This window comes from Aeribacillus sp. FSL k6-2211 (assembly GCF_037966125.1).
Taxonomy (GTDB): Bacteria; Bacillota; Bacilli; order Bacillales; family Aeribacillaceae; genus Aeribacillus; species Aeribacillus composti.
This window is the reverse complement of the sequence record NZ_CP150190.1, coordinates 1817327-1839796: the sequence shown is the minus strand read 5'-3', so window position 1 is coordinate 1839796 and position 22470 is coordinate 1817327. Positions and strand designations below refer to the sequence as shown.

Here is a 22470-nt window from a genome sequence, read left to right as displayed (position 1 = left end):
AACAGAAAAATGCCTAACGTGCAAATGGACTCCCTGTTTGCGAATTTATCGATGGAAGGAGTAAGAATCATGGATGTTCTTTATCATCGTTGTGCAGGATTAGATGTCCATGCCGAAACAATTGTCGTTTGTGCTCTTCTTGGAGAGGAAGAACACGTTCAAAAGGAAGTTGAAACATTTCCTACTTTCACGAAAGACTTGTTTCGTCTTCTGAAATGGTTAGAAGATCGTGGTGTCACTCATATTGCGATGGAGAGTACGGGCGTTTACTGGAAACCTGTGTTCAATATTTTGGAAGATTACTTTGACATTACACTTGCCAACGCTCAGCGAATCAAAAATGTACCGGGGAGAAAAACCGATGTTTCCGATGCAGAATGGATCGCCAAATTGTTGCGTTACGGATTGATCGAGAAGAGTTTCGTACCTCCTGAGAACATTCGAGAATTACGGGATTTAACTCGCTTGCGCAAAAAATGGATCGGGCAGTTAACCGCGGAGAAAAACCGCATTCAAAAAGTGTTGGAATGTTCCAATATCAAGTTAAGTTCCGTGATTTCGGATGTATTTGGTGTATCTGGGCGAAAGCTACTGGAACGTTTAATGAAACAGGGATACATCGAAGAAACCGAAGTCGATGCTTGCATTCACAGGAGTATGAAGAGGAAAAAACAACAAATTCAGGATTCTCTCTTTGGTACATTGACCAACCATCAACTGTTCATGATTCGCCAATCGTGGAAGCACATCGAATCGTTGGAAAGTTTACTTCGAGACATCGAAGAACGAATCGACCAACTCTTACAAGTATACAAACAAGAGATGGAGCTTCTTGTGACCATACCGGGGATCAAGAAGGAAACCGCTGCCGTGATTATCGCTGAAATCGGAGTCGATATGGGACAATTTCCAACGTCTCAACACCTCGCTTCATGGGCGGGAGTCGCGCCGGGAAATCATGAAAGTGCTGGAAAACGAAAAAGTACCCGAACGACGAAGGGGAATCCGCATATCAAATCGGCGTTATGTGAGGCGGCTTGGGCTTTGTCTCGATGTAGGAATCAACGTTTGGCAGCGAAATATTGGTCATTGGCGGCACGCAGGGGAAAGAAAAAAGCACTCGTTGCGATCGCGCACCGAATGCTTACCATCATTTACTGCATCATTTCTCGAAAAGAACCGTTTCGAGAGCAGTAAATAAATTAGTATAACCAAAAAGGTTCAGAAATATACGAGATACCTAAAAATAAGGTAGCTCTGCTTTCCTATTTCCTTTTTTTGGTCGTTAATAGGGTATCCAATTTGATTGTGGGGTATACCGCTTCAGCCATGGTTAATTGATTTTCACAGAAAAAAAGAGGAATCGTATGCGCCGCTTCCTCTTGTCATTGCAAATAATCAATCTCCATCAAACAAATCCCCAATTCCGCCTAAAATGCTGCCTTCATCTTTGCCTCCACTTTGCGCGGCCAAAACTCTGTCAGCTAAACGGCTGAAGGGCAATGATTGCACCCAAACAGAACCCGGTCCACGTACGGTTGCGAAAAACAGACCTTCGCCGCCAAAGAATGCCGTTTTCACTTTGCCGACAAATTCGATATTGTAATCAACATCTTTTGTCATTGCTACTAAACAGCCTGTATCAATTTTAAGTTTTTCTCCTGGGAGCAAATCCTTCTGGATAATCGTTCCGCCTGCATGAAGAAAAGCTAATCCATCTCCCTCAAGCTTCTGCATAATAAACCCTTCACCGCCGAAAAATCCTGTCCCTAATTTCCGTTGAAATTCAACTCCGACGGAAACCCCTTTTGCAGCGCAAAGAAATGAATCCTTTTGACAAATGACCTTCCCGCCGAATTCCTTTAAATCAAGCGGAATAATTTTTCCGGGATACGGAGCGGCAAAGGAAACATGTTTTTTTTCCATCTGATGATTTGTAAACACTGTCATAAATAAGCTTTCTCCAGTAATCAAACGCTTCCCTGCGCCAACCAGTTTACCTAATAAACCTTTTGATTGATTACTTCCGTCACCAAAAACTGTTTCCATTTCAATACCATCGTCCATCATCATCATGGCGCCGGCTTCTGCTATGGCGCTTTCGCCAGGATCAAGTTCAATTTCGACAAATTGCATATCGTCTCCATGAAGTTTGTATTCAATTTCATGAGCGACCATAGTTTCACCCCAATAATTGTAATTTTTTGAATATGTAATATACTCATCATAGCTCTTTTTCATCCATATTGCCATAATTTTTTTAAGAATCTCTATGACCATAGAACCAGTGCATAATACCACTTTGAGCAATCCGTTCGATTTCTTTTTTCAATCGGGCTTCGGTGCAATATGAATGTTTTGTCCTAGGCAAGGAAAAAGAATTGCTTGCAGCAAAAAAGCCAAAGGATTAACGGCTGCTCAGTTAAACGATATATCTACTTCATTTGCAAAATGCAGATGTAACATAAAGTTTGATAAATAATCGTCTTATATAAAATTGAAAGTTTGATCAAAAATCCTGTTTATTTAGAATTTATCCTTTAAAAAAGCAAAACAGAATTTGATCGAATTTAATCGATTTAGGAGCGAGAAAATCAGCCTCTAAATCCGAAAAAACTAATGAGGTATTGGTACAGCTCGAACAGTTAATACAGGGCTGACCAGTTTATAAAGATAATATAAAAAGTTAATTGATGAAATTATCTGAGTAATAGATTTTCGAATAAACTAACATCACTGGATATGGAATATTCGTTCTGGATCGCTGCTGAAATAATTTCGCAGAAGCAATTTGAGAAATTTTAGATAATACCGATAAACAGTTTCTACTTCATAGGTATACTGTTGCCCGTGATTTTATTAGTATTAAGCGGGTTTCTACAGTATCGTAATCGTATGAGAATGTGCATTGAACCCAAATGAGGAAAAATGAAAAAACGGTTGGATTTCTGCTGATCATTTCTGTAATTGCCATTTCCTTTGCAGCAATCTTCGCCAGGTGGTCGGTAGCATCGGCAACTATACTAAGTATGTATCCCATGTATTTAGCCTCTATATTATTGTTGCCAAATAATCTATGTAAATAGGAAAGAGTTTAGTAAGATTTCCAAAAAGGAATGGCTGATTTTATTAGCTGCAGGTGTTTTTCTAGCCTTACATTTTGCTTTGTGGTTTGAATCTTTGAAACTGACAACAGTGGCCAGTTCGACGATAATACTTTCTTTGCAGTTCTATAGTCGCTTTGTTAGGAGGATTTTTAATTTGCAAAGAAAGAACAACTATTTCAACTTTAATCGCTATCGTGATTTCAATTATAGGAGTAGTTATGGTTGGATGGGGTGATTTTGGGCTTAATCGCCAATCAGTCATTATTGGTGATATTTTTAAGTGTTTTGGCAATTGTTTGTTATTTATTAATCGGACAAAATACGGTAAAGCTGATTTCTCATTGGATTTACAGTTTTTTTGCAGTTACTTTAACGATTTAAACCTTTTTGCGAATGTACCCATCAGCGGTTATGATTCAAAGGAATGGGGAATTTTTTTTGTTGCTGGCAATAGTCCCTACAATCGCCCATGTAATATATAATTTTTTATTAAAGTATGTAAACTCAGCCACTATCTCGATGAGTGTTTTATTTGAACCTAAAGGAGCTACAATTTTAGCGGCAATCCTATTAGGTGAAACTGTTGTCGGTTTGCAGATTGCAGGCGGCTTCTTTGTTTTATTAGGTGTATTTTTATTTTTACTTCAACAAAGGAAAGCAGCTGCAAATGAATCTTATCGTGCAAATAATATAGAATGATTTCTTGTCTTTGATAAAAATTCCTATGTAAAGCTGGAGAATAGTATGTGAAACATACACTTCAACAATTCGGGGCTTTAGTTGAAAACATCTGAGCCTTCATCGTAAAAAAATTAAAGATTGAAGAGAGCTTTTTCGCCAAAAACAAATGCTCAATCCCTATCATGTGCAGAACTTCCATTTTCGGATTCTCACTTATTTGATCACATTTACTTTCTCTGCAGCCGTGAAAGGCTGTAATCATAAATATCTTCATGTCAACACAAAGGAGGGCATCGAAACTTCCAGCGCTCAAAACAATTGATGTCCTCCCCCTCCTAGCTTTATGTTCAGTCAACTTTTTCCAATACTAATTCAAGACAAATCCGAGCATTCGCTCCTAAATTGCTCGTCATTCTTTGTCGATAACTTTTACGGTCGTAAAATCGGCAATATAATGGAGCCCTGAACAGCTCGGAATTTTCAGATCTATCAATCAACATCAAGTCCGTTGTTCCTCTAAAAGCCGTTTATGAATCCAAATCGCTGCTTGGATTCCATCCCCCATTGCGATTGCAGCTTGTTCCGAGTGAGCCGCAACGTCTCCGGCTGCCCAAACATTTTGGACGCTCGTTTCTTTCGTCCGTGCATGGATGACTAGATGCTTATTTTCTAATCGCTCGGCGCCGAGCTGAGCGGCAAGATCTGAATGAACGCGATTGCCGCCAAATCCGAGGAAGCCTCTATCCGCGAAAAGGCGTCTTCCGCTTTCCAATTCAACTCCCTTAAACCATTCACCGTCTCTCATCACTTTCGTTAACCGTTCTTTTATGTATTCGATATTTTTATTAGAAAGTTCATTTTTTAATGCAGCATTAATTTCTTCTCCATCATGATTCACGTACTGAATGTCTTTCGTCCAGTACGTTAGTGAGAGAGCCAGCTTCGCTCCTGCTTTTCCTGCCCCCATTACAATGACCGATTTCCCATCTACTTCATATCCATCGCAATCAGGGCAAACATATACCGAAATGCCTAAACAATGCTTTATTTCTGACAGCACTTCTGGTATGCGGTCGGTAACCCCTGTTGCAATCAGCAATTTTTTTGTTTTGTATATGCTGCGATCGTCCGTTTCGATAAGGAAATCTTTTCCTTGCTTTTCGACTTTTGCTGCCAGCTTTTTCAAAAATTTTACTCCGTATTTTTCTGCATGTTCTCTTCCAAGAGTACGCAGTGTCTGTCCGCTTACCCCGTCAGGCCACCCTAACAAATTATGATAGCTTCTGCATAGCGTCGATCTTCCGTTCATCTTGTCGATGACTAAAACATTATGTTTATACCTTCCAAGCATAATGGCCGCAGATAAACCGGCGATCCCGCCGCCAACAATGATGCAATCGTATGTTTTCACTTTTCCACCCTTTCAGTCAACCTTGCAAAAAAGGCGTTAATGTTTTGATCATTTCAGCTATTTTTTTTCTATTTTTTATATACATGTTTTTCGCTTCCGTATTTTCAGTTTGCAGAGCGTATAATTCAAAATCTGCCTCCACTTTTTTAAGGGATGAAAGAAGAAGCTGTTTTTCAACAGGTTCAGGCACTTTTACTTTATCATCATATAAATCAACAGTGAGTTGTCCATATGAATCGACTTGGGCTAAAAAAACATTCTCGACGGCGACTCCTAATTGATCGAGTTTTTCTTTCAGCCATCTTCGATTCAAACCGGTCGTTGAAAGAGCTTCGTCCATAATTTTTCCGTCCATTATGACGGTTTGCGGTTCTTTAACAGGGGCAACGTTCGTTTTGATATCTCCTACCGTTATAGGCTGTTTTTCTTTTTTTAGCAAAATACTCAGTTCACCAGTAGTTTCCAAAATAGCAAATTCCACATCACTGGCATGATGGACATTATTTTTCCTCAATTGTTCCAACAAAGCGGCCAAAGGATATTTTTCTTTCTTTAAATTTTCCTCCATGATTTTTCCGTTTTTAATAAAAACGGTCGGTTTTCCTTCAATAAATTGCTGAAACGACGGACTTTTCATGGAAATGAATGAAATAATAACCGGAATCATCACCCATATGGCAATGCTGATAATACCGTTTGTTAAATTTAAATTCGTATCCATTGACAGTGTCCCGGCAATGTCACCAATGGTAATGCCGACGACGTATTCAAAAAAGGAAAGCTTGGAAAGCTGTTTTTTTCCCAATAGTTTGGAAATGAAAAATAATCCAGCTATTATGGCAAGTGAACGAATAATGACTTCAACCCACTCTGGCATGTTCATCCCTCTTTTCAAAAGCCTTTATACTCAGGTTCCTCAAACTCCAGCTCTCCAATTCGAGACTTTACATCATTGATAATTTCTTCAGATATTAACATGTTTTCGTGAAAAACTCGTTTCGTTTCTTCATCAGTTGACGTAATGGCCAAGTTTTGCAATCCCGCATGAATGCTTTTTAAACTGGCCAGCGTTTGCTTGACCTGTGATGCTACTGTCAATCCAATCACCCCTTCGGTTTAAATAAAAGCGCTCCGATAAAACCAAAAATAATAGCTGCTGAAATACCGGAGCTAGTCACTTCAAACATACCTGTTAAAACTCCGATCAATCCATGTTTTTCTGCTTCTTGCAACGCTCCATGAACGAGAGAATTTCCGAAGCTTGTAATCGGAATGGTTGCACCTGCACCCGCAAAATCGATAAATGGTTCATAAAGCCCGAAACCGTCCAAGATGGCTCCAATCACGACAAACGTACTTAATGTATGAGCAGGTGTTAAATGAAACACATCAAACATGATCTGTCCAATTACACAAATTAATCCGCCTATGACAAACGCCCAAAAAAATGACGCAACCAAATGTTTCACCCCCTGAATTCAATGGACACAGCGTGTGCAATGCACGGAATGGTTTCATTTTGCTGGAACGTTAGCGGAGAAAGCAGCGCCCCAGTTGCGACAGCGAGAATTCGCTTCAGCTCGCCTTTTTTCATCCGATTTAATAAATGGCCGTATACGACAATTGCCGAGCAGCCCGCCCCGCTTGCACCGGATAAAACTGGTTGTCCTTCCCGATAAATCATTAAACCGCAATCCTGAAATTTTTCCTCATCCATTTGAACTCCATTTTTTTCAAATAATTCAAGAGCGACGTTGCGTCCGATTTTTCCTAAGTCGCCTGTTACAATTAAATCATAGTAGTCCGCATCAATATTTAAATCGCGGAAATGCGCTTCTATCGTATCAACTGCTGCCGGCGCCATCGCACCGCCCATATTAAACGGATCAGACATGCCTAAATCGACCACTCTGCCAATCGTTGCCGAGGTCACGGCAGGTCCTTTCCCTTCATTGCTTAACAAAGCAGCTCCTGCACCCGTGACTGTCCACTGTGCAGTCGGTGGCTTTTGCCCACCGTACTCGGTCGGATAGCGAAATTGTTTTTCGATTGCCGTATTATGGCTGGCCGCACCAGTCAGTAAATATTTTGCTCCGCCGTAATTGACGATAAATGCGCTTAATGCCAGCCCTTCCATCGACGTAGAACAAGCGCCGAAAATGCCGAGATAAGGAACGCCGAACGTTCTTGCTGCAAAGCTGGAAGGGGTGATTTGATTCACTAAATCTCCGGAAATAATAAATTCCACCTGTTCTTTTTCAATGTTTCCTTTTTCTATTGCTTTGTAAAACGCTTCTTCAAAAAGCACTTTATGAGCTTTTTCATAAGAGTCCTCACCCAACCACAAATCTTCGTGAAGAAGATCAAAATCGTCGGCTAGTCTGCCATTTGCTTCAAACGGCCCGCCAACGGTAGCGGTTGAAATGATCACGGGTTGATTATGAAATACCCAAGTGCGATGTCCTTTCAGCATTTCAAAAACCACCCCATTTAATTAAAATCGTTTTGATTAAAGCAACTACAAATGCAGAAAATGTTCCAAATAAAATAACAGATCCGGCCAATTTAAACATGTTCCCGCCTACACCGAGGACAAATCCTTCTGTTCGGTGCTCAATCGCTGCAGAAATAACAGCATTTCCGAACCCTGTGACTGGTACAGCGCTTCCGGCACCGCCAAATTGAGCAATCCGGTCGTAAACACCAAATCCGGTCAAAAGCATAGATAAAAAAATCATCGTGGCAACAGTCGGATTTCCAGCGGTTTGTTGAGTAAAATGAAAAAAGTACATGTAAAAAAACTGTATCGCTTGTCCGATGGAGCAAATAATTCCACCGACTAAAAAGGCTCGTAAACAGTTTTGGACAACAGGTCTTTTCGTTTCATTTTTTTTCTCCAATTGATAGTATTCCTGCATGATTTTCGTTTGAAGTTTTCTTTGCTCATTCGCCATCGAAAACACCTTCTTATGTTTCTTCTCTGCTCAATTGAATAATGTTTTCCACTTTCTTGTTCATTTCACGCTTGTCCAGATTTTCCAGTTTGTTAATTAATTTTTCTGTTTCCCAATAAATTTTCATGTCGCTTGAAACGGTGACATCATAATCTCGGAAAGATTTTTTTAATTTTTTTTCAATTGTTTTTTCCTTTTGTTTTAATTGAAACCGTTTCATATGATCTAATTGAAAAGCAAGCAATAGCTTGCGGTCTGTATTGACGCTTATGGCTTTGGGAACTCCATCATAGCTTTCCGCTATTTCCTCCGCCTTTTTCGCGACCTTTTGATTAAAAGGAGCGTTCTTCGTCGAATAATTGATTTTTGTCGGTTGTTCTAAAGTCGGATCGACCATATCGTTCTGTTGACATGCTGAGAAAACAAAAAGGAAAGTGAAAAAGAATATAAAATGTTTCATCCTGACCAGCTCACTCTTATTTGTGATGTGTTGAAAAGGTTGGTAAATACCAACCTTTACTGTTGTTTATATTGAGGCTCTTCATTCTGGATTTGCTGCAAGCGGGTATTAATCAAATCAACAATTGACTGTGTTTGCTGCGCAGCCTGTTGATAAATCTGTTTTGCTTGCTTGTTTTCCGTTTGCAGTGCAAACGTTTCAAAGCTTGCTTGAGCACTTTTTAATCCTGCTAATGTTTGTTGAACTTGAGTTGAAACTGTCAATGTCAATTCCTCCTTTTTGTTGTTACAAGTTTAATATTTCCTAAATGCCCAAAAGTAAAAAAGGGATGTTCTTCCCTTATATCCATTTTATTCCGTATTATTATTTTGATTTTTCAGGCATAATGACAGCAGGTGCCGAACCAGTCCCGCCGCTGTTGTAAAACTGCGGAACTTTTCCTTCAATAAATAAATCACCAATTTTCACTGAATTTTCTATTTCCATATCTTTTGAAATCGAAGGAATAATGACGTTAATTTTAACTAAAATGTCCATATAAATTTCTAAATAAGCGTTATTAATGCCAATTTCCTTATATTTTGTGCTAATTTCTGAATTAACTGAACCAATAAGTTCAAAGCGTACGGGAACTTCAGGACCTAAATGGGAGATGAGCGCATTGTTTGTTATTAATCCGAGTGGAATATGATAAACCAGGCCTTTTCCATCTGGGTTTTGATTGACGGGGATGCCGTCTTCCGATTCAACCTCCACATTCCCATCCAAATATTGCTGAATATAAACGGTCGCATCTGAAATAAGACGGTTATAAATTTGGGAATTAAAGCTGTAAGTCGCCGTTTCGTCTGATTTCTTTTCATGAATAATGATCAATTCCTTCATATCAAGTTTTTCTGCTATTTTTTTCGAAACAGCATCATGAATTGCATGTTCGGCAATTTGCCTCGTCTTTGTTTCCGCTATTCTGACCAATGTCGGTTCAATAATGGCATTGATCAGCCATAAGCTGTATGCTGTCAAAACATTGAAAATGACAAATGTAATTAAAAAAACATATTTAGCCGGCAGAGGGCCGCGTCTTCGTCGTCTTCTGAATTTTCGGTACAAAAGAATTTCCCTCCCTTTGTACCAATATATGTAGAAAAGAAAGCTGATTAGAAGCTAAAATAAAATTGGAATCAACTGTAACTAATAAAGAATCGTGAAAAAACAATACTATAACTGTTGGAAGATGTTCTTCCAAACACAACTTAGGAAGAGGTGCTTTTATAATGAGAAAAATGGGGTCCCTCTTCAAAATGGGAAAAAAACGCTCCATGTTTCCTAAGAACCGGCAAAGAAACAGCATGATGTGGATTTCTTTAGTCGGTTTGGGGGCTGCAGCATTATACGGATTTGGCAGACGACAAAACTTATTCGCTAACATCATCAAACCGCTGCAACAAAAATTTGCAAACAGTCAAATTCAACAAATCATGCCAAACCGATAAAAGAAAACGGCCGATTTTCTTTCTCTTGTTTGAAAGAAAATCGGCTTTTTTTGTAATATGTGTCAGTTGCAATTTTTTCAACCCATCACTGTTCTAGATTTTCCATCGATTTGTGAATTTTCTTCTCCAGCTTCTATTAAAAAGAAAAGGCAACCAATCCATTGAGTTCCTTTGAAAAATTTGTATAATAGAGTAGTTGGTAATTGTTCGAGTATCTAAATATTTTTGTTTTTACGATGCAGGAGGTGCCACCAAATCCATGAAGGATTCTGCCGTTCATACCGCCAAGCCGCCGCTTTGGACAAAATCATTCATTTTGTTAATTATCGGAAATTTATTTATTTTTATGAGCTTTCAAATGCTTTTGCCTACTTTGCCGCCGCAAGCGAAAGCAATTGGAGCATCGGACATTGAAATCGGGCTTGTTACAACCCTTTTTTCCATCGCTGCTGTTGTCATTCGACCGCTCATTGGTTTTCTTCTTGAATCAGCGAAACGAAAATGGCTCGTTATAACTGGAGCTGTAGGCTTACTCTTTTTAACCCTTTCATACTCGCTTACATCGATTGTTTTTTTATTTTTAATTGTCCGCCTCCTTCACGGTTTTGCCTGGGGATGGTCAACAACAGCAAATGGAACGGCAGCTGTTGAATTGGTTCCAACGAAACGCCTCGGAGAAGGAATGGGCTATTATGGTTTATCTATCACCATTGGGATGATCATCGCTCCTAGTTTTGGCATTTTGCTTTTTCAACATTTAGGATTCCAGCCGCTCATCATCGGTTCCGCCATTTTCGGTGTCATATCGATTATCGCCCTTTCATTAGTTCAATACAAAACGCCAAAGTCTGTTTTAGAAAAATCAATGCATGTAAAGGATTTTTCTTTTTTTCGCTCACTCATTGATAAACATGGGGCGTTTCCTGCACTGATTACATTATTATCAGCTTTCGGTTATGGGGGAATTGTCACGTTTATCGTCATATTCGGCCAAGAAAGAGGGATCGATCAAATCTTCTTATACTACTTATGTAATGCGTTGGCGGCAACTGCTGTACGACCAATTTCAGGAAGGTGGTTTGATCGAAGCGGTCCTTGGCTTCTTGCCATTGTTTGCTCATTCTTAACATTTATCGCCTTTTGGGTTTTATCTTTCACATACTCAGTCGGAATGCTTGTTTTAGCTGGTATTTTATTTGGCGCCGGTTTTGGGTCACTGCTTCCTGTTTTGCAATCATGGGTGCTTTCTAAAACACCTGCCGATCGGAGAGGAGTCGCAAACGGAATGTATTATTCAGCATTGGATGGAGGAATAGGAATAAGTGCGGTTTTTCTAGGCTTCTTATCATCCTATGTTGATTTAGGAACGATTTTTCAATTATCAAGCATTTGTTTTTTCATTGTTATTCTGCTAGTTTTAATTGATTATTTAAAAGAGAAAAAGAAAACGGAAAAGCGGGAAAACCAGCAAGTTCATGCCAAATCGTTTTCGTAACGAGCATTGACAGATTCAAAGCTTGCGACTCCCGCGCCCGTTTCGCGCCGGCAAGCTTGCGGTCGAGGCCGTCTAAGCAAAAGAAATTCTCGGAGTCTCTCGCTTTCTTTGCGCTGTCAAAATTGGGGCACCCGTCAGTTCGTTGATGATGATAGAAAAATTTTTTATGGAAGAAAGTCTTTTCTTCATTCCCGAATTTTTAACGCCCTAATCCGATTCAAGGCTGCCGCTAATTCAAATCTTCTTACATACGCCAATTCACCTTGATGACCATGATGGGCCGAAAAACTTTGGAGACCATCCTGATTGATCTTATTTTCTACGAAATCAAGCAATTGTGATACTGTTAAGCGTCTGTCAAAAAGGTTTGTCCGTTCGATATACGATAATATTTCTCCAATCATTCTTGTCTGGCTTTCGTCGACCAGCTGTTCTACATAAGATAAATCAATTTTTTCTAGTCCATATTGAATTTCAGAAAGCCGGCAAGCAATTTTAGATTTTTTCCCTTTTCTGCTGTTCAAGCTGCCTGATTCCGGAATACGAAGCTTCCATTCTCCAAATTTCTCCCCTCCTTCATGCTTTCTTCCGGTTTTAATTTGACAGGCAATCTGTTTTGCTTCATGTGTGACGTCATAAGGCTTATAATGATCCATTTTAATTACGCGATCCGCAACGGAAAAGTAATCTCCTGATCCGCCCATAACTAAAATTGTTGAGACATCAAAATCCTGCTTCAATTGTAAAACTTTATCGATAAATGGAGTAATGGGCTCATGCTCTTTATGAATTAATGCTTGCATTCTGGCGTCCCGAATCATAAAGTTTGTTGCACTTGTATCCTCGTCGATCAATAATGTTTTTGCTCCTGCTTCTAGCATTTCCATTATATTGGCTGCCTGCGATGTACTGCCGCTTGCATTTTCCGTAGAGAAGGATTTTGTGCTTTTTTGAAACGGCAGATTGTTAATAAAAGCGGAAATATCCACCTTCTTTATACTGCGGCCATCTTCGGCACGTATTTTGCATGCTGAACGGTCCGTCAAAACAAATTCACGGCCGTCCCCTTCAATATGGTCATAAACACCATGCTCGAGCGCCTTTAATAAAGTGCTTTTTCCATGATAACCTCCTCCAACGATCAAGGTGATGCCTTTGTATATAGCCATGCCCTTCAACGGTTCTTGCCGATGCGGAACAGGAATTGAGACTTCCATTTCCTTTGGACTTTGAAAAGGAACAGCGCCCTTCAACGGCTGATCACTTACGCCGCTTGCACGCGGCAAAATTGAATTATTTGCAATAAACGCTATTATTCCTCTCTCTTTCATATAGGAGCGGATCGCCATTTGCTGATCGCAAAGCTGAATCGCGCTCTCAATATCTTTCCCCTTCACAGAAAAGACAGAATGCCGCAAAATTTCGGGAAGTAGTTGAAAAAATATTTTTTTGGCTTCCTTGCCTAATATTGTTCTCCCTTGAGCCGGAAGACCGATTGAAAGACAAACTGTAATATCGTTTTCTCCTATCTGAACAGCTGTCCGTTCTAACACCTTCTGCCCCGGTTTGTCAATCATGATCAGCCCGCTTTTTCCAGAGCCGCGTACGTTATTTTTCAAATTAGAAATAGCTTGAAATACTTCGCGGACAATCATATCTTCACATCTTATCTTTCTTTGCCGGCTGTTTGTCCATTTTTGTAAAAAAGCCGTTTTGCTTCTAGCGATCAATATTCTGATTTTCGAAGGACTCGCAAACGGATCGCCCTGTACATAATCGATCAACAATTCAAAATCAGGAAACTTGTACGAGCCTTGAATCTGTTTGTACGCTTTATATCCTTTGCCATCGATTTGTTCCAGCTTTTTTGCAAGATTGATCATAATACTCCTCCATATTTATGCAAAATTGTCTCGTATAGCTTTTTCAATAATTGCTTTTGAGCGGTCCAGCTCTGCTTTTAGTTGTCTTTTATATTGTTTTGCTTTTTCATAATCGACAAACTGATAATAGACAACCTCTTGAAACTCGGCTCCTTCTTTTTTTCGTTTAATTTGTTTTAAAATGCCGTCTTTTATTAAATCATGAAGCGCTTTGTACAGCTCAGAATGATTCGGACGGTAGCCATACGGGCGAAACTCTTCCCGCAGTTCATCCAATATTTTAAAACCATACAGCCGCTTCTTTTCCGTCATCGTGATTAAATATAATTTTAAAAAAGCGCGCTGCTTCAATAAAAAGCCGCTAGGTTTTCTTTTTTCCGTCATCTCTCCATCCATCTCCTTTTTACAATAATATAATTATGTAAACTTATAGTTTTCCGATCCTTTTATTTTAATCATAATATAAGTTCATATAAAAATATATCTTTTTTTTCATTTAGAACATTGTTTGCAAAATGAATTGTCACACAATATGACAAGACCTCCATGCTATTTGTTAAAATATTTGTTTTAGCATAAAGTGAAATGGCATTCGGCTGTTGGTTAATTCGAAAGTCTTTTCCTCTACCACCGAATCTTGACCTTTTTAAAATTTAGATTGCATCTCGGAAGCATCGGGCATGAACATTTTTTATTCACGCAATAATGAGTGTTACAAACAAGATGATTCTGTCTGAAAAAACGTAGATTAATGGGATGGATTACTTAAAATCATTATTCCTAACATGCCACCTTTTGAAAACCATTAGAAAAATTTAGGAGCAGCTTGACCAAGGGATCCAACCTTCATTATAATATTTCTATAAATTGCCAAAATCCTCATTCGGAAATACTAGTTTAAAAGAAATTACATGACTTTGTTTTCGGGTTTCATCACATAAGAATTCACGGGCTGCTTAGCTATGCAAGTTCGGTTGATTACAATTTGGCTTCCCGCTTTAGTACAATTGCATGATTTGTTGTTTATAGTCTACTTGAACTAAAAATTTTTGACCAACTAAGTACAGCCCATTCAGTTGCAATTTTAAACGAGGAAAGAATATTATTTGTGTGAAATTAAAGCAATTTTGAGAGGATAAGTTATGAATTTAATCTGACTGCTGCCGGAATTATTCTTGATGGTCTCTCTCAATGAAATTTCTTATGTTTCATGGTGATTGACTCTAACTGTAATAGCCTTTAGCCTCCTGCTGTTTTAATTTTTGTAATAAGGCGGAACACCTTTTCTTATAAAGGGGATAAATATGCTCAAATTAAAAAATGAAAGAATAATAAATTTACTTTCTTTTTGCCTGTTAGTGCTAGCAGTTGTGGCGAATTCATTTTTTTCCATTAAACAGTTTCAAGTGATTGAGCAATTTGATAAACTGCAAGCGAGCTTTCCATTGTTTGCACATTCGTTTGTTGCTGCTTTGTTAATTTTAATACAATTGATTGCGGGAATTACCGTGATCATAATCGAAACAATATTTGTTACTTATATTACAAATGTCATGACGAATAAAAAGTTTACATTTAGTAACTTTTTATCAGCCATCATTTTTGCGAATCTTGTTTCCATTTTATTAAATATGACGATCATTTCACTGGCTGGCTTTAATCAACTGCAAGATATTCAATGGCTGGGCTGGTTTCCAGGTTCGCAAATCCTATTGGTTGTTTTTTTCTACTTATATTTATCATATTTAGACAGTTCCACTTCCATCAGCCTAAAAATAAGACTGTGTACAATAATATTTTCGACCACTTATGGTTTGACGCTTATCATTCAAACGTTCATGACTGTTGTGCAATTTCAATGATCTTAGGAAGGTGCATAATATGGAAAAAAAATTTAAGGCTAAAATGAGAATATTGTTCGTAATCTCGATAATCGTTTTTTTAGTAGGAATTTTTAATCTGGTAAAAATTGTTACGAAAATGTTGGGGAATTGAAGAAGATGAAATACTTTAAATACAAGCGGTTAATGAAAAAAAGAAAAGCATTAGCAAATTTCGAGATTTTATTTGGGAATTTTCTAAATAAGTTTGCTGGCGGCGATAAAAAATTGCTGCTGGTCTTTCTCTATAACGTAAATGCAGTCATTACTTTCGCTTCGATGTTAGCACCGATTTTTGTCTATTTGCTCATTTATTTTTTTCATTCCTTTATAAATATAAATCCTTTTTATATCGCCACTATCTATTTTTTTATAACGCTTTTGTTCACTGATATTAATAATGATGATTACGATCATGTGGAACTGGAGAATATTTCTCAATGGATGTATAAAGCTCACAAAATTAAATTTCAATTACTGATTATTAAAAAATTGCTGTTAACATTTGGAACAAACATTTTGTCTTATTGTTTTTTTATGTTGATTTTTATGAGAGAATTTCATTTTAGTTACATAACCATTCTTTTATACGAGATTTTCTTCTTAATAGCTGTTTTTTTTACTATTATTGTAAAATTTTTATGGAGCAATCCTCAGATTGTCTTTTTATTTATTCACGGGCCGAACGCTACGAAAAAGAAAGAACATTTCATCCGGTATAAAAATGACCTGCATTTAGATCAGTATCAAGCGGCTTTATCCCGATCTTGTCAAAATAGAACTTACTACTTATATATATTGTATACTTATTTGTTTGCAGCTGCTTCTTTAGTTCTGATATGTATGATTCATTTTTATTTTAATATTCATAAATTGATTATCATTTCGGTTTATTTAGGAATTGAAAGCGCAATGATTAGTATGATATCTCAAGGAATCATAAATAGCTCAAAACTGTTAAACGACTGTAATTTAAGCGATTTTTATTATATAAAGAAGTTTGATCAAAAAACTTATTATGAGAATTCGCTTTCTAAATTTCTGTCAAGAAGGCTCATCGTAATCCTAATCAGTTATTATGCTGGTGTATTCCTCCTTTATGGATTTTCATTATTTTCAGCTGTCACTGTTTTATGTTCAACAATCATTTACTTCTACACAATAAAAATCATTTCAAAAAGAGTCTATCGCTTTCAAAAATTATCAATAGAAGATATTAAAAACAATTTTTTTGTATATTTTTTTAATCCTTTAGAAGATTTATTCGTTTTAGGGTTGCCTTCTATTACATGCAGCGTTGTAGCTTTTTATTCAATGAAATTCGGCAGTATATATCCTATACTCTTTTTCTTTATTGTTTATTCACATTTTTTATTATTATATAATTTTCTGACAAAAGAGAGGTAAAACATGCTTGAATTGATCAATATAAAAAAAAGATATGGTGAATCAGCCTACATTTTTGACGGTATTAACTTAAAAATAGATAACATGAGCATTGTTGAATTACTTGGTGAAAATGGAATTGGCAAATCAACGTTGTTGAATATCATCGGTGGAATGACAACATTCGATGGGGACATCAAGTTAAACAATATTTCATTAAAGGACGATTTTCAAAAGTATATAAAAGGAGTCTCCTTAATTGGCAATACACCATTTTTATACGATTATTTAACAACGGCTGAAACAATTGATATGATCTTATCCTTCCTGAATGGGGAAAGATTAGATTCGTCTCTAGAAGGTCTTATAGAAAAAATTGGACTCTACAAATATAAAAATACCCTTACACGCGAACTGTCTTTAGGAACGAAACAAAAACTATCTTTAATTTTAGCACTTCTATCTTCGCCTAATTTGATTCTCCTTGATGAACCTTTTGTCAATTTCGATATTAGGTCAAGAAAAGTTATTCTCGATTATTTGAAAAATTACGTCATGCAAAACAAGGCAATTTTAATTTATGCCACTCATTCAACGGATGCTGATTTAACTGATTTTTCAAATCAAAAGATCATTTTAAAAAGGAATGAACAACTGAATACAGTAGTTTTAGAGTGCGGCAGCCGTGAAGCATAAATTTTGTATGCTCGGTTATAGGAAGTTCATTTTTCTTTTTGGGCTTTCTAAGGAACAGTTTCACCTTGATTTCCAGCCTTCTTTTTCCGCGATTTTACTAACATACAAATACTGTTTGAATCATTCTTTCATATAGCAGAATGAAAAACAAAAAAATTCCTAAAAAAAAACAGCATTTACGAGGATAGCTCGAGTAAATAGTAGTCAAAGCCTGATGAAACAGTTCATAAAGGAGTCCAAAAGCTATTCAAAACCAATCAATCTCTATAAAAATTGACCCTGCTAGAACAGTCGCTAATGTTAATGGAGATTTTCAAACTCAAGGGGCAGTGTCTTGGACTTATAAAGCCTTGGTTGGAAGATTGTTGTCTAGCTCTTTGGAGCGCTTCACGTGCATCGGGTTTGTCATCACGAGAGGAATGCCCTTCTCGTCAAGAAAGTAAGCGAGATTGAGCCAATAATGTCCCGTTGGCTCGATGCCAACGATCACTTCCGTTTTTTCAACTTCCTCCATCGCTTTCACGATGCACTGGTACAACCATTCCAATCCTTCTTTCGATTGCAGAACGGGAAACGGCTTTTTTAACACCCTCCCTCGCTCATCCACAAAGCAGGCATAATGCTTCTTTTTCGCGATATCCATGCCAACGATGAGCGTTTGATCGGTGACTTGATTAATCTTCTTGTTTGAGATAGAACTCATGTATAGTCCTCCTTGGTATCCAAATTAGGGGGCAATTAATCCGATTGACACCCCCGAATCATACCAAGAGGGCTTTTTTATTCAAGTCCCCGAAAAAACTTCTAACAGGAATGTTCCCTCTATAAATGTTGATATATCAACATTTATAGAGGGAGGAGGATATGATTTTGAATTTTATTCATGGGCTAAAGAAAATGGATTAAGTAATGCAAAATACACTATTTTTGTACGTGAACAGCTTCAATTGATCGATTGTACAGCTGTTTGTATTATTTTAAAAGAAAGAGAGTAAAAAAATTCGATCAATGCTGTCAATCTTGGATATTACCAACAATGTTCTGCCTGAAACATAAAAGGAGCATCCAATAGATGAAAGTACGTCTGATTGGATGCTCCTTGAACTTCTTAAAAAAACTTTTTACGATCACGTTCTTCTTTTAAAATTTCCACCGCCTCCCGAAAACGTTGCGAATGAACAATTTCTCTTTGGCGCAAAAATCTTAATCCGTCATTTAAGTCTGGATCATCTGACATATCGATAATCCATTGATAAGTAGCTCTTGCTTTTTCCTCGGCAGCTATATCCTCATACAAATCAGCTATCGGATCCCCTTTTGCTTGAATATAAGTCGCAGTCCACGGAGTTCCAGCAGCGTTGTTATAAAACAAGGCGCTGTCATGATTGACATAATGCTCGCCTAGTCCTGCTTCCTTTAATTGTTCCGGTGTCGCATCTTTCGTCAATTTATACACCATTGTTGCGATCATCTCCAAATGAGCAAATTCTTCTGTTCCAATATCCGTTAAAAGTCCTACTACTTTGTCGGGGATCGTGTATCTTTGATTCAAATAGCGAAGGGCGGCAGCAAGTTCTCCATCTGCTCCGCCGTATTGTTCAATTAAATATTTTGCAAGTTTTGGGTTGCACGTACTCACCCTGACAGGATATTGTAGTTTTTTTTCATAAAACCACATGTTCTTTCTCCTTTCATCGTATGAGTATAGTTAAACGGATTAAAGCTATACTTGCCATGGCCACGGCATCGTTCCCCAGCTCCAGTTCGCGTCTGAAAAGCTGTTTCCAAATTGCTGCAGCGCACCGAATTTTGATTCAAACATTTGCTTCAATTGTTTTGAGTATTGGGCATATTGGTTAAATTGCTGGATTGCTTCCATATCATTTGGATGAGTGTCTAGATAAAGCGATAATTCAACAAGCACGAAATCAGCCGCTTGAATTTCTTCAAGGAGCTGATAGTACTCTTGAGGAAGCTCCTTCATTTTGGCTACCTCCCTTTTTTCTCATACGGATTTTCGTAATAGTCATAAAAAAATCGCCAAAGAGTCCCTTTTTTTAATGCTTCTTTTGCGGAAAATTGCTGCAAGTTCGGCGGCTGAAAACCGAGGAAAAGGTTTGGCGGTGTGGAATAGTATTTGACACCGATTGGTTTACATGGATCATATCTGCTATGAAAAGGACGATATGATTTTACGGTCGTAAAAGATTTTTGATGCTTCTCATTCATAGTCATCACCTCTTTGAAGTTCATTTCTCTTTATACGATTATTCTTAAATAGTTTGTCTTGATGACTGAAATAAAGTTGTTTTCTTAAGTTTTCTGCGGCCATCCAGCAGTTGTTGGTCAGGAGATTTTTGGTAATTTTTAAAAAATGGGTTGAAATATTCTGAATTTTCCTTTATTATAAAACTGTATTTCGTTCATCCAGAGTTTACACAACGAAAAAAAAATTAGGAGGATGATCGATGAGTCAATTAATCGCTAATGTTGAAGGGAAAGTAGCGGAGTTTCTAAAAGGGAAAAAAAAGTTGTACATTAATGGTGAATTTGTCGAAAGCGTTTCCGGCAAAACGTTCGACACTCCTAATCCAGCAACTGGAGAAACTCTTGCAACGGTTTATGAAGCGGACAAAGAAGATATTGACCGTGCTGTCCGTGCGGCAAGAGCTGCTTTTGACAGCGGGCCATGGTCCAAAATATCAGCTGCTGAACGAAGCCGATTATTGTACAAACTGGCGGATTTGCTGGAAGAAAACAAAGAAGAACTAGCTCAGCTGGAAACGCTGGATAACGGAAAACCGATCCGGGAAACTAGAAATGCAGATATTCCATTAGCCATTGAACACTTGCGTTACTATGCCGGATGGTCTACAAAAATAGTCGGGCAGACCATTCCTGTCAACGGACCATTTTTCAATTATACAAGACATGAACCTGTTGGTGTTGTCGGCCAGATTATTCCATGGAACTTCCCGCTTCTAATGGCAATGTGGAAACTTGGTGCCGCTCTTGCAACTGGTTGTACAGTCGTTTTGAAGCCTGCAGAACAAACTCCACTTTCAGCCCTTTATTTAGCAGAGCTTATTGAAGAAGCAGGTTTCCCACCTGGGGTTATCAACATAGTACCGGGCTTTGGGGAAACAGCTGGGCAAGCGATTGTTGATCATCCTCTGATAGATAAAATTGCTTTTACCGGATCGACGGAAGTCGGCAAGCTGATAATGAAAAATGCCGCACGTTCACTGAAGCGAGTTACGCTGGAATTAGGAGGCAAATCGCCGAATATTATTTTGCCGGATGCTGATCTGTCAAAAGCGATTCCAGGTGCATTAAACGGTGTAATGTTTAATCAAGGTCAAGTATGCTGTGCAGGTTCTCGTGTGTTTATTCAGAAAAAACATTACGATAATGTATTAGCAGATATGGCCTCCCATGCCAAAAATATCCGCCAAGGCTTTGGCCTGAATCCGGAAACGGAAATGGGGCCGCTCGTATCTGAAGAGCAGCAGTCAAGAGTGTTGAATTATATTGAAAAAGGAATTGAAGAAGGCGCAGAAGTTGTGACCGGCGGATCTACGCCATCTGAAAAAGGGTATTTTGTCACTCCTACAATTTTTGCTGATGTTGAAGATAAAATGACAATTGCCAAAGAGGAAATATTCGGTCCGGTCATTGCTGCATTGCCTTTTGAAGATTTAGATGAAGTTATTGATCGGGCAAACAACAGCGAATACGGCTTAGCTGCCGGTTTATGGACGAGAGATGTGGCCAACGCTCACTATGTCGCCAATCGCTTGAGAGCAGGAACTGTTTGGGTCAACTGTTATAATGTATTTGACGCAGCTTCTCCGTTTGGCGGATACAAACAATCAGGTATCGGTCGCGAAATGGGTTCATATGCTTTGAACAACTATACAGAAGTAAAAAGCGTGTGGATTAGCTTAAATTAAAATATATAATTCAGAATAGCGCCTGTCTAAAAAACAATATCTATGCCCCACAGAAAATGATTTCTGTGGGGCTTTCCAGTTGTCGAGAACTTCTCCTAAAAGGTTGAGTTCCGCCTGCTTTAGTACTTTCTGCATTGAGAAAAGCTCGGGCATTTCCTCTGTGAAAAACAACAGAAACAGTAATTGTCCATAATACAGCAGAACACCCCTTCCCTGTTCGGCTTTAAATTGAAAAAAGCGTTGTCTTCTCTGCTTTTTACATAAATGAAAGGACGCACAGCATCAAAAAGGAATTACAGGGAAAATCGCGATATAAAATGAACATTGTTTCTAAAAATCTTTCAAAAACAGAAATGAAGAGGATTATGAAATCTTTAAAGGAAAACCAAGTAACGGGATAAATCAAGTAATTTAATATATGAAATCTGTAAAAATAGTAAACAAAATGAATTTAAATGGTGTATAGACAGATGAAGCTATTATTTGAGATTGAAGAATATGAGGATACAAAAGATGCTCCTTTTGAGCTATCCTTTTATTTCTACAAAAGATTATATATGTATATTGTTGAAAAGGGACAACACAACATTCCGTGATGGTGTTTTATTAGATATCGGAGATTACTTGATCAAAATTCAGTAATGAAAAATAGTTCAAGGGACCGTAGAAGCTTTGAGAATGCTTTAAAATATCACATTAAAAAAATCCCAAAATCGTCTGTTTATTGATTGTTGTATTATGATTCAAGCAAACAAAAAGTACTGGATTGTCATTTCACGGACTTTGTTATAGCCTTTTGTAAAGGAATACCAAAAATATATAGACGACATTTTAAAGCAGGATGAAAATGCGTATGATGATAAAAATTTTTGTTATGATGGCAGATCTAATCAAGAAGTAGTATTTTGTTGTTAAAATGAAATTTGAATGTACTTACTTCTGCCATTAAAGTAGAGTTTGTCTATTAGTTCCCAAAAAAGCTAAAGAAGCTGACGTGCTTATTTGAAAAGATGAAAAGTATACTGTTAAATGAACGATGTTTGGGCAGATTGACTTAAGGGGCTGTCCAAT

23 protein-coding genes and 2 pseudogenes are annotated in these 22470 nt (G+C 37.9%); 8 read left to right on the top strand and 17 right to left on the bottom strand.

What is annotated here, in order from left to right; genetic code table 11:
* Positions 1–69 precede the first annotated feature (69 nt).
* Positions 70–1197 carry an IS110 family transposase gene (locus NSU19_RS08960; RefSeq protein ID WP_339199994.1) on the top strand — a complete coding sequence of 376 codons (1128 nt, stop codon included), beginning with the start codon at positions 70–72 and terminating at the stop codon, positions 1195–1197.
* A gap of 201 nt (positions 1198–1398) precedes the next feature.
* Here the strand turns inward: NSU19_RS08960 and NSU19_RS08955 are convergent, their stop codons facing one another.
* On the bottom strand, positions 1399–2178 hold the full coding sequence (locus NSU19_RS08955; protein WP_063389744.1) for a TIGR00266 family protein: 780 nt from the start codon (positions 2176–2178) through the stop codon (positions 1399–1401).
* 652 nt (positions 2179–2830) lie between these two features.
* On the bottom strand, positions 2831–3040 hold the full coding sequence (locus tag NSU19_RS08950; RefSeq protein ID WP_339200070.1) for a hypothetical protein: 210 nt from the start codon (positions 3038–3040) through the stop codon (positions 2831–2833).
* Here NSU19_RS08950 and NSU19_RS08945 point away from each other — a divergent pair.
* A pseudogene (locus NSU19_RS08945) lies at positions 3030–3806 on the top strand (DMT family transporter). The gene NSU19_RS08950 and the pseudogene NSU19_RS08945 overlap by 11 nt on opposite strands.
* Before the next feature lie 481 nt (positions 3807–4287).
* Here the strand turns inward: NSU19_RS08945 and NSU19_RS08940 are convergent.
* The 9 genes from NSU19_RS08940 to yunB all read right to left on the bottom strand — a co-directional run bounded on the left by NSU19_RS08940 (position 4288) and on the right by yunB (position 9723).
* Positions 4288–5139 (bottom strand): NAD(P)/FAD-dependent oxidoreductase, encoded by an 852-nt coding sequence (locus NSU19_RS08940; RefSeq protein ID WP_242009279.1) that lies wholly within the window; start codon positions 5137–5139, stop codon positions 4288–4290.
* A 76-nt stretch (positions 5140–5215) separates the two neighbouring features.
* Positions 5216–6076, bottom strand: a complete 861-nt coding sequence (locus NSU19_RS08935) for a DUF421 domain-containing protein (RefSeq protein ID WP_066246610.1) — start codon at positions 6074–6076, stop codon at positions 5216–5218.
* Between the two features lie 14 nt (positions 6077–6090).
* Positions 6091–6297: a DUF1657 domain-containing protein gene (locus tag NSU19_RS08930; RefSeq protein WP_063389730.1), complete on the bottom strand. Its 207-nt coding sequence runs from the start codon at positions 6295–6297 to the stop codon at positions 6091–6093.
* 5 nt (positions 6298–6302) lie between these two features.
* Positions 6303–6659 carry a stage V sporulation protein AE gene (gene spoVAE / locus NSU19_RS08925; RefSeq protein ID WP_063389729.1) on the bottom strand — a complete coding sequence of 119 codons (357 nt, stop codon included), beginning with the start codon at positions 6657–6659 and terminating at the stop codon, positions 6303–6305.
* Positions 6660–6664: 5 nt separating this feature from the next.
* Positions 6665–7672 carry a stage V sporulation protein AD gene (spoVAD, locus tag NSU19_RS08920; RefSeq protein WP_063389728.1) on the bottom strand — a complete coding sequence of 336 codons (1008 nt, stop codon included), beginning with the start codon at positions 7670–7672 and terminating at the stop codon, positions 6665–6667.
* Position 7673: 1 nt separating this feature from the next.
* Positions 7674–8153, bottom strand: coding sequence for a stage V sporulation protein AC (spoVAC, locus tag NSU19_RS08915; RefSeq protein ID WP_063389727.1), 480 nt, complete (start codon positions 8151–8153; stop codon positions 7674–7676).
* A gap of 13 nt (positions 8154–8166) precedes the next feature.
* Positions 8167–8613 (bottom strand): YhcN/YlaJ family sporulation lipoprotein, encoded by a 447-nt coding sequence (locus NSU19_RS08910; protein WP_063389726.1) that lies wholly within the window; start codon positions 8611–8613, stop codon positions 8167–8169.
* Between the two features lie 56 nt (positions 8614–8669).
* Positions 8670–8876: a DUF1657 domain-containing protein gene (locus NSU19_RS08905; protein ID WP_066246606.1), complete on the bottom strand. Its 207-nt coding sequence runs from the start codon at positions 8874–8876 to the stop codon at positions 8670–8672.
* Positions 8877–8976: 100 nt separating this feature from the next.
* Positions 8977–9723 (bottom strand): sporulation protein YunB, encoded by a 747-nt coding sequence (gene yunB, locus NSU19_RS08900; RefSeq protein WP_063389724.1) that lies wholly within the window; start codon positions 9721–9723, stop codon positions 8977–8979.
* A gap of 191 nt (positions 9724–9914) precedes the next feature.
* On the opposite strand from yunB, the gene NSU19_RS08895 reads away from it, so the two are divergent.
* A complete protein-coding gene (locus tag NSU19_RS08895) occupies positions 9915–10106 on the top strand; it encodes a hypothetical protein (protein ID WP_130158005.1) in 192 nt (63 codons plus the stop codon).
* Positions 10107–10365: 259 nt separating this feature from the next.
* Entirely contained in the window at positions 10366–11601 is a 1236-nt protein-coding gene (locus NSU19_RS08890; RefSeq protein ID WP_144597004.1) for an MFS transporter, read from the top strand.
* A gap of 185 nt (positions 11602–11786) precedes the next feature.
* Here the strand turns inward: NSU19_RS08890 and NSU19_RS08885 are convergent, their stop codons facing one another.
* The gene (locus tag NSU19_RS08885; RefSeq protein ID WP_063389721.1) at positions 11787–13484 is read right to left on the bottom strand and encodes an ABC-ATPase domain-containing protein; all 1698 of its coding nucleotides are present in this window, start codon (positions 13482–13484) and stop codon (positions 11787–11789) included.
* Positions 13485–13499: 15 nt separating this feature from the next.
* Positions 13500–13868 carry a helix-turn-helix transcriptional regulator gene (locus NSU19_RS08880; protein WP_063389720.1) on the bottom strand — a complete coding sequence of 123 codons (369 nt, stop codon included), beginning with the start codon at positions 13866–13868 and terminating at the stop codon, positions 13500–13502.
* Positions 13869–14788: 920 nt separating this feature from the next.
* Here NSU19_RS08880 and NSU19_RS08875 point away from each other — a divergent pair.
* The 3 genes from NSU19_RS08875 to NSU19_RS08865 all read left to right on the top strand — a co-directional run bounded on the left by NSU19_RS08875 (position 14789) and on the right by NSU19_RS08865 (position 17446).
* Positions 14789–15346 (top strand): hypothetical protein, encoded by a 558-nt coding sequence (locus tag NSU19_RS08875; protein WP_063389719.1) that lies wholly within the window; start codon positions 14789–14791, stop codon positions 15344–15346.
* A 138-nt stretch (positions 15347–15484) separates the two neighbouring features.
* Entirely contained in the window at positions 15485–16771 is a 1287-nt protein-coding gene (locus NSU19_RS08870) for a sugar transporter (protein WP_144597002.1), read from the top strand.
* A 3-nt stretch (positions 16772–16774) separates the two neighbouring features.
* Positions 16775–17446 carry an ATP-binding cassette domain-containing protein gene (locus NSU19_RS08865; protein WP_144597000.1) on the top strand — a complete coding sequence of 224 codons (672 nt, stop codon included), beginning with the start codon at positions 16775–16777 and terminating at the stop codon, positions 17444–17446.
* A gap of 349 nt (positions 17447–17795) precedes the next feature.
* On the opposite strand, the pseudogene NSU19_RS08860 reads toward NSU19_RS08865, so the two are convergent.
* The 4 genes and pseudogenes from NSU19_RS08860 to NSU19_RS08845 form a co-directional block, all read right to left on the bottom strand.
* Positions 17796–18149 (bottom strand): annotated as a pseudogene (locus NSU19_RS08860) (transposase); the annotation flags it as partial.
* A 405-nt stretch (positions 18150–18554) separates the two neighbouring features.
* Positions 18555–19124, bottom strand: a complete 570-nt coding sequence (gene cotJC / locus NSU19_RS08855; protein ID WP_063389715.1) for a spore coat protein CotJC — start codon at positions 19122–19124, stop codon at positions 18555–18557.
* Between the two features lie 45 nt (positions 19125–19169).
* A complete protein-coding gene (locus NSU19_RS08850) occupies positions 19170–19430 on the bottom strand; it encodes a spore coat protein CotJB (protein WP_339199812.1) in 261 nt (86 codons plus the stop codon).
* 5 nt (positions 19431–19435) lie between these two features.
* Positions 19436–19675, bottom strand: coding sequence for a spore coat associated protein CotJA (locus tag NSU19_RS08845; protein WP_063389713.1), 240 nt, complete (start codon positions 19673–19675; stop codon positions 19436–19438).
* A 239-nt stretch (positions 19676–19914) separates the two neighbouring features.
* Between NSU19_RS08845 and NSU19_RS08840 the strand changes: the two genes are divergently transcribed.
* Positions 19915–21399: an aldehyde dehydrogenase family protein gene (locus tag NSU19_RS08840; protein ID WP_339195464.1), complete on the top strand. Its 1485-nt coding sequence runs from the start codon at positions 19915–19917 to the stop codon at positions 21397–21399.
* Positions 21400–22470 lie beyond the last annotated feature (1071 nt).

Coding starts and splice junctions, on each gene's coding strand:
- NSU19_RS08935 (WP_066246610.1), bottom strand. CDS start 6,076: ATGCCAGAGTGGGTTGAAGTCATTATTCGTTCACTTGCCATAATAGCT.
- NSU19_RS08960 (WP_339199994.1), top strand. CDS start 70: ATGGATGTTCTTTATCATCGTTGTGCAGGATTAGATGTCCATGCCGAA.
- spoVAC (WP_063389727.1), bottom strand. CDS start 8,153: ATGGCGAATGAGCAAAGAAAACTTCAAACGAAAATCATGCAGGAATAC.
- NSU19_RS08875 (WP_063389719.1), top strand. CDS start 14,789: ATGCTCAAATTAAAAAATGAAAGAATAATAAATTTACTTTCTTTTTGC.
- NSU19_RS08955 (WP_063389744.1), bottom strand. CDS start 2,178: ATGGTCGCTCATGAAATTGAATACAAACTTCATGGAGACGATATGCAA.
- NSU19_RS08840 (WP_339195464.1), top strand. CDS start 19,915: ATGAGTCAATTAATCGCTAATGTTGAAGGGAAAGTAGCGGAGTTTCTA.
- cotJC (WP_063389715.1), bottom strand. CDS start 19,124: ATGTGGTTTTATGAAAAAAAACTACAATATCCTGTCAGGGTGAGTACG.
- NSU19_RS08850 (WP_339199812.1), bottom strand. CDS start 19,430: ATGAAGGAGCTTCCTCAAGAGTACTATCAGCTCCTTGAAGAAATTCAA.
- NSU19_RS08870 (WP_144597002.1), top strand. CDS start 15,485: ATGAAATACTTTAAATACAAGCGGTTAATGAAAAAAAGAAAAGCATTA.
- NSU19_RS08940 (WP_242009279.1), bottom strand. CDS start 5,139: ATGCTTGGAAGGTATAAACATAATGTTTTAGTCATCGACAAGATGAAC.
- NSU19_RS08865 (WP_144597000.1), top strand. CDS start 16,775: ATGCTTGAATTGATCAATATAAAAAAAAGATATGGTGAATCAGCCTAC.
- NSU19_RS08890 (WP_144597004.1), top strand. CDS start 10,366: ATGAAGGATTCTGCCGTTCATACCGCCAAGCCGCCGCTTTGGACAAAA.
- spoVAD (WP_063389728.1), bottom strand. CDS start 7,672: ATGCTGAAAGGACATCGCACTTGGGTATTTCATAATCAACCCGTGATC.
- NSU19_RS08880 (WP_063389720.1), bottom strand. CDS start 13,868: ATGACGGAAAAAAGAAAACCTAGCGGCTTTTTATTGAAGCAGCGCGCT.
- NSU19_RS08895 (WP_130158005.1), top strand. CDS start 9,915: ATGGGAAAAAAACGCTCCATGTTTCCTAAGAACCGGCAAAGAAACAGC.
- NSU19_RS08885 (WP_063389721.1), bottom strand. CDS start 13,484: ATGATCAATCTTGCAAAAAAGCTGGAACAAATCGATGGCAAAGGATAT.
- NSU19_RS08950 (WP_339200070.1), bottom strand. CDS start 3,040: ATGGGATACATACTTAGTATAGTTGCCGATGCTACCGACCACCTGGCG.
- NSU19_RS08910 (WP_063389726.1), bottom strand. CDS start 8,613: ATGAAACATTTTATATTCTTTTTCACTTTCCTTTTTGTTTTCTCAGCA.
- NSU19_RS08845 (WP_063389713.1), bottom strand. CDS start 19,675: ATGAATGAGAAGCATCAAAAATCTTTTACGACCGTAAAATCATATCGT.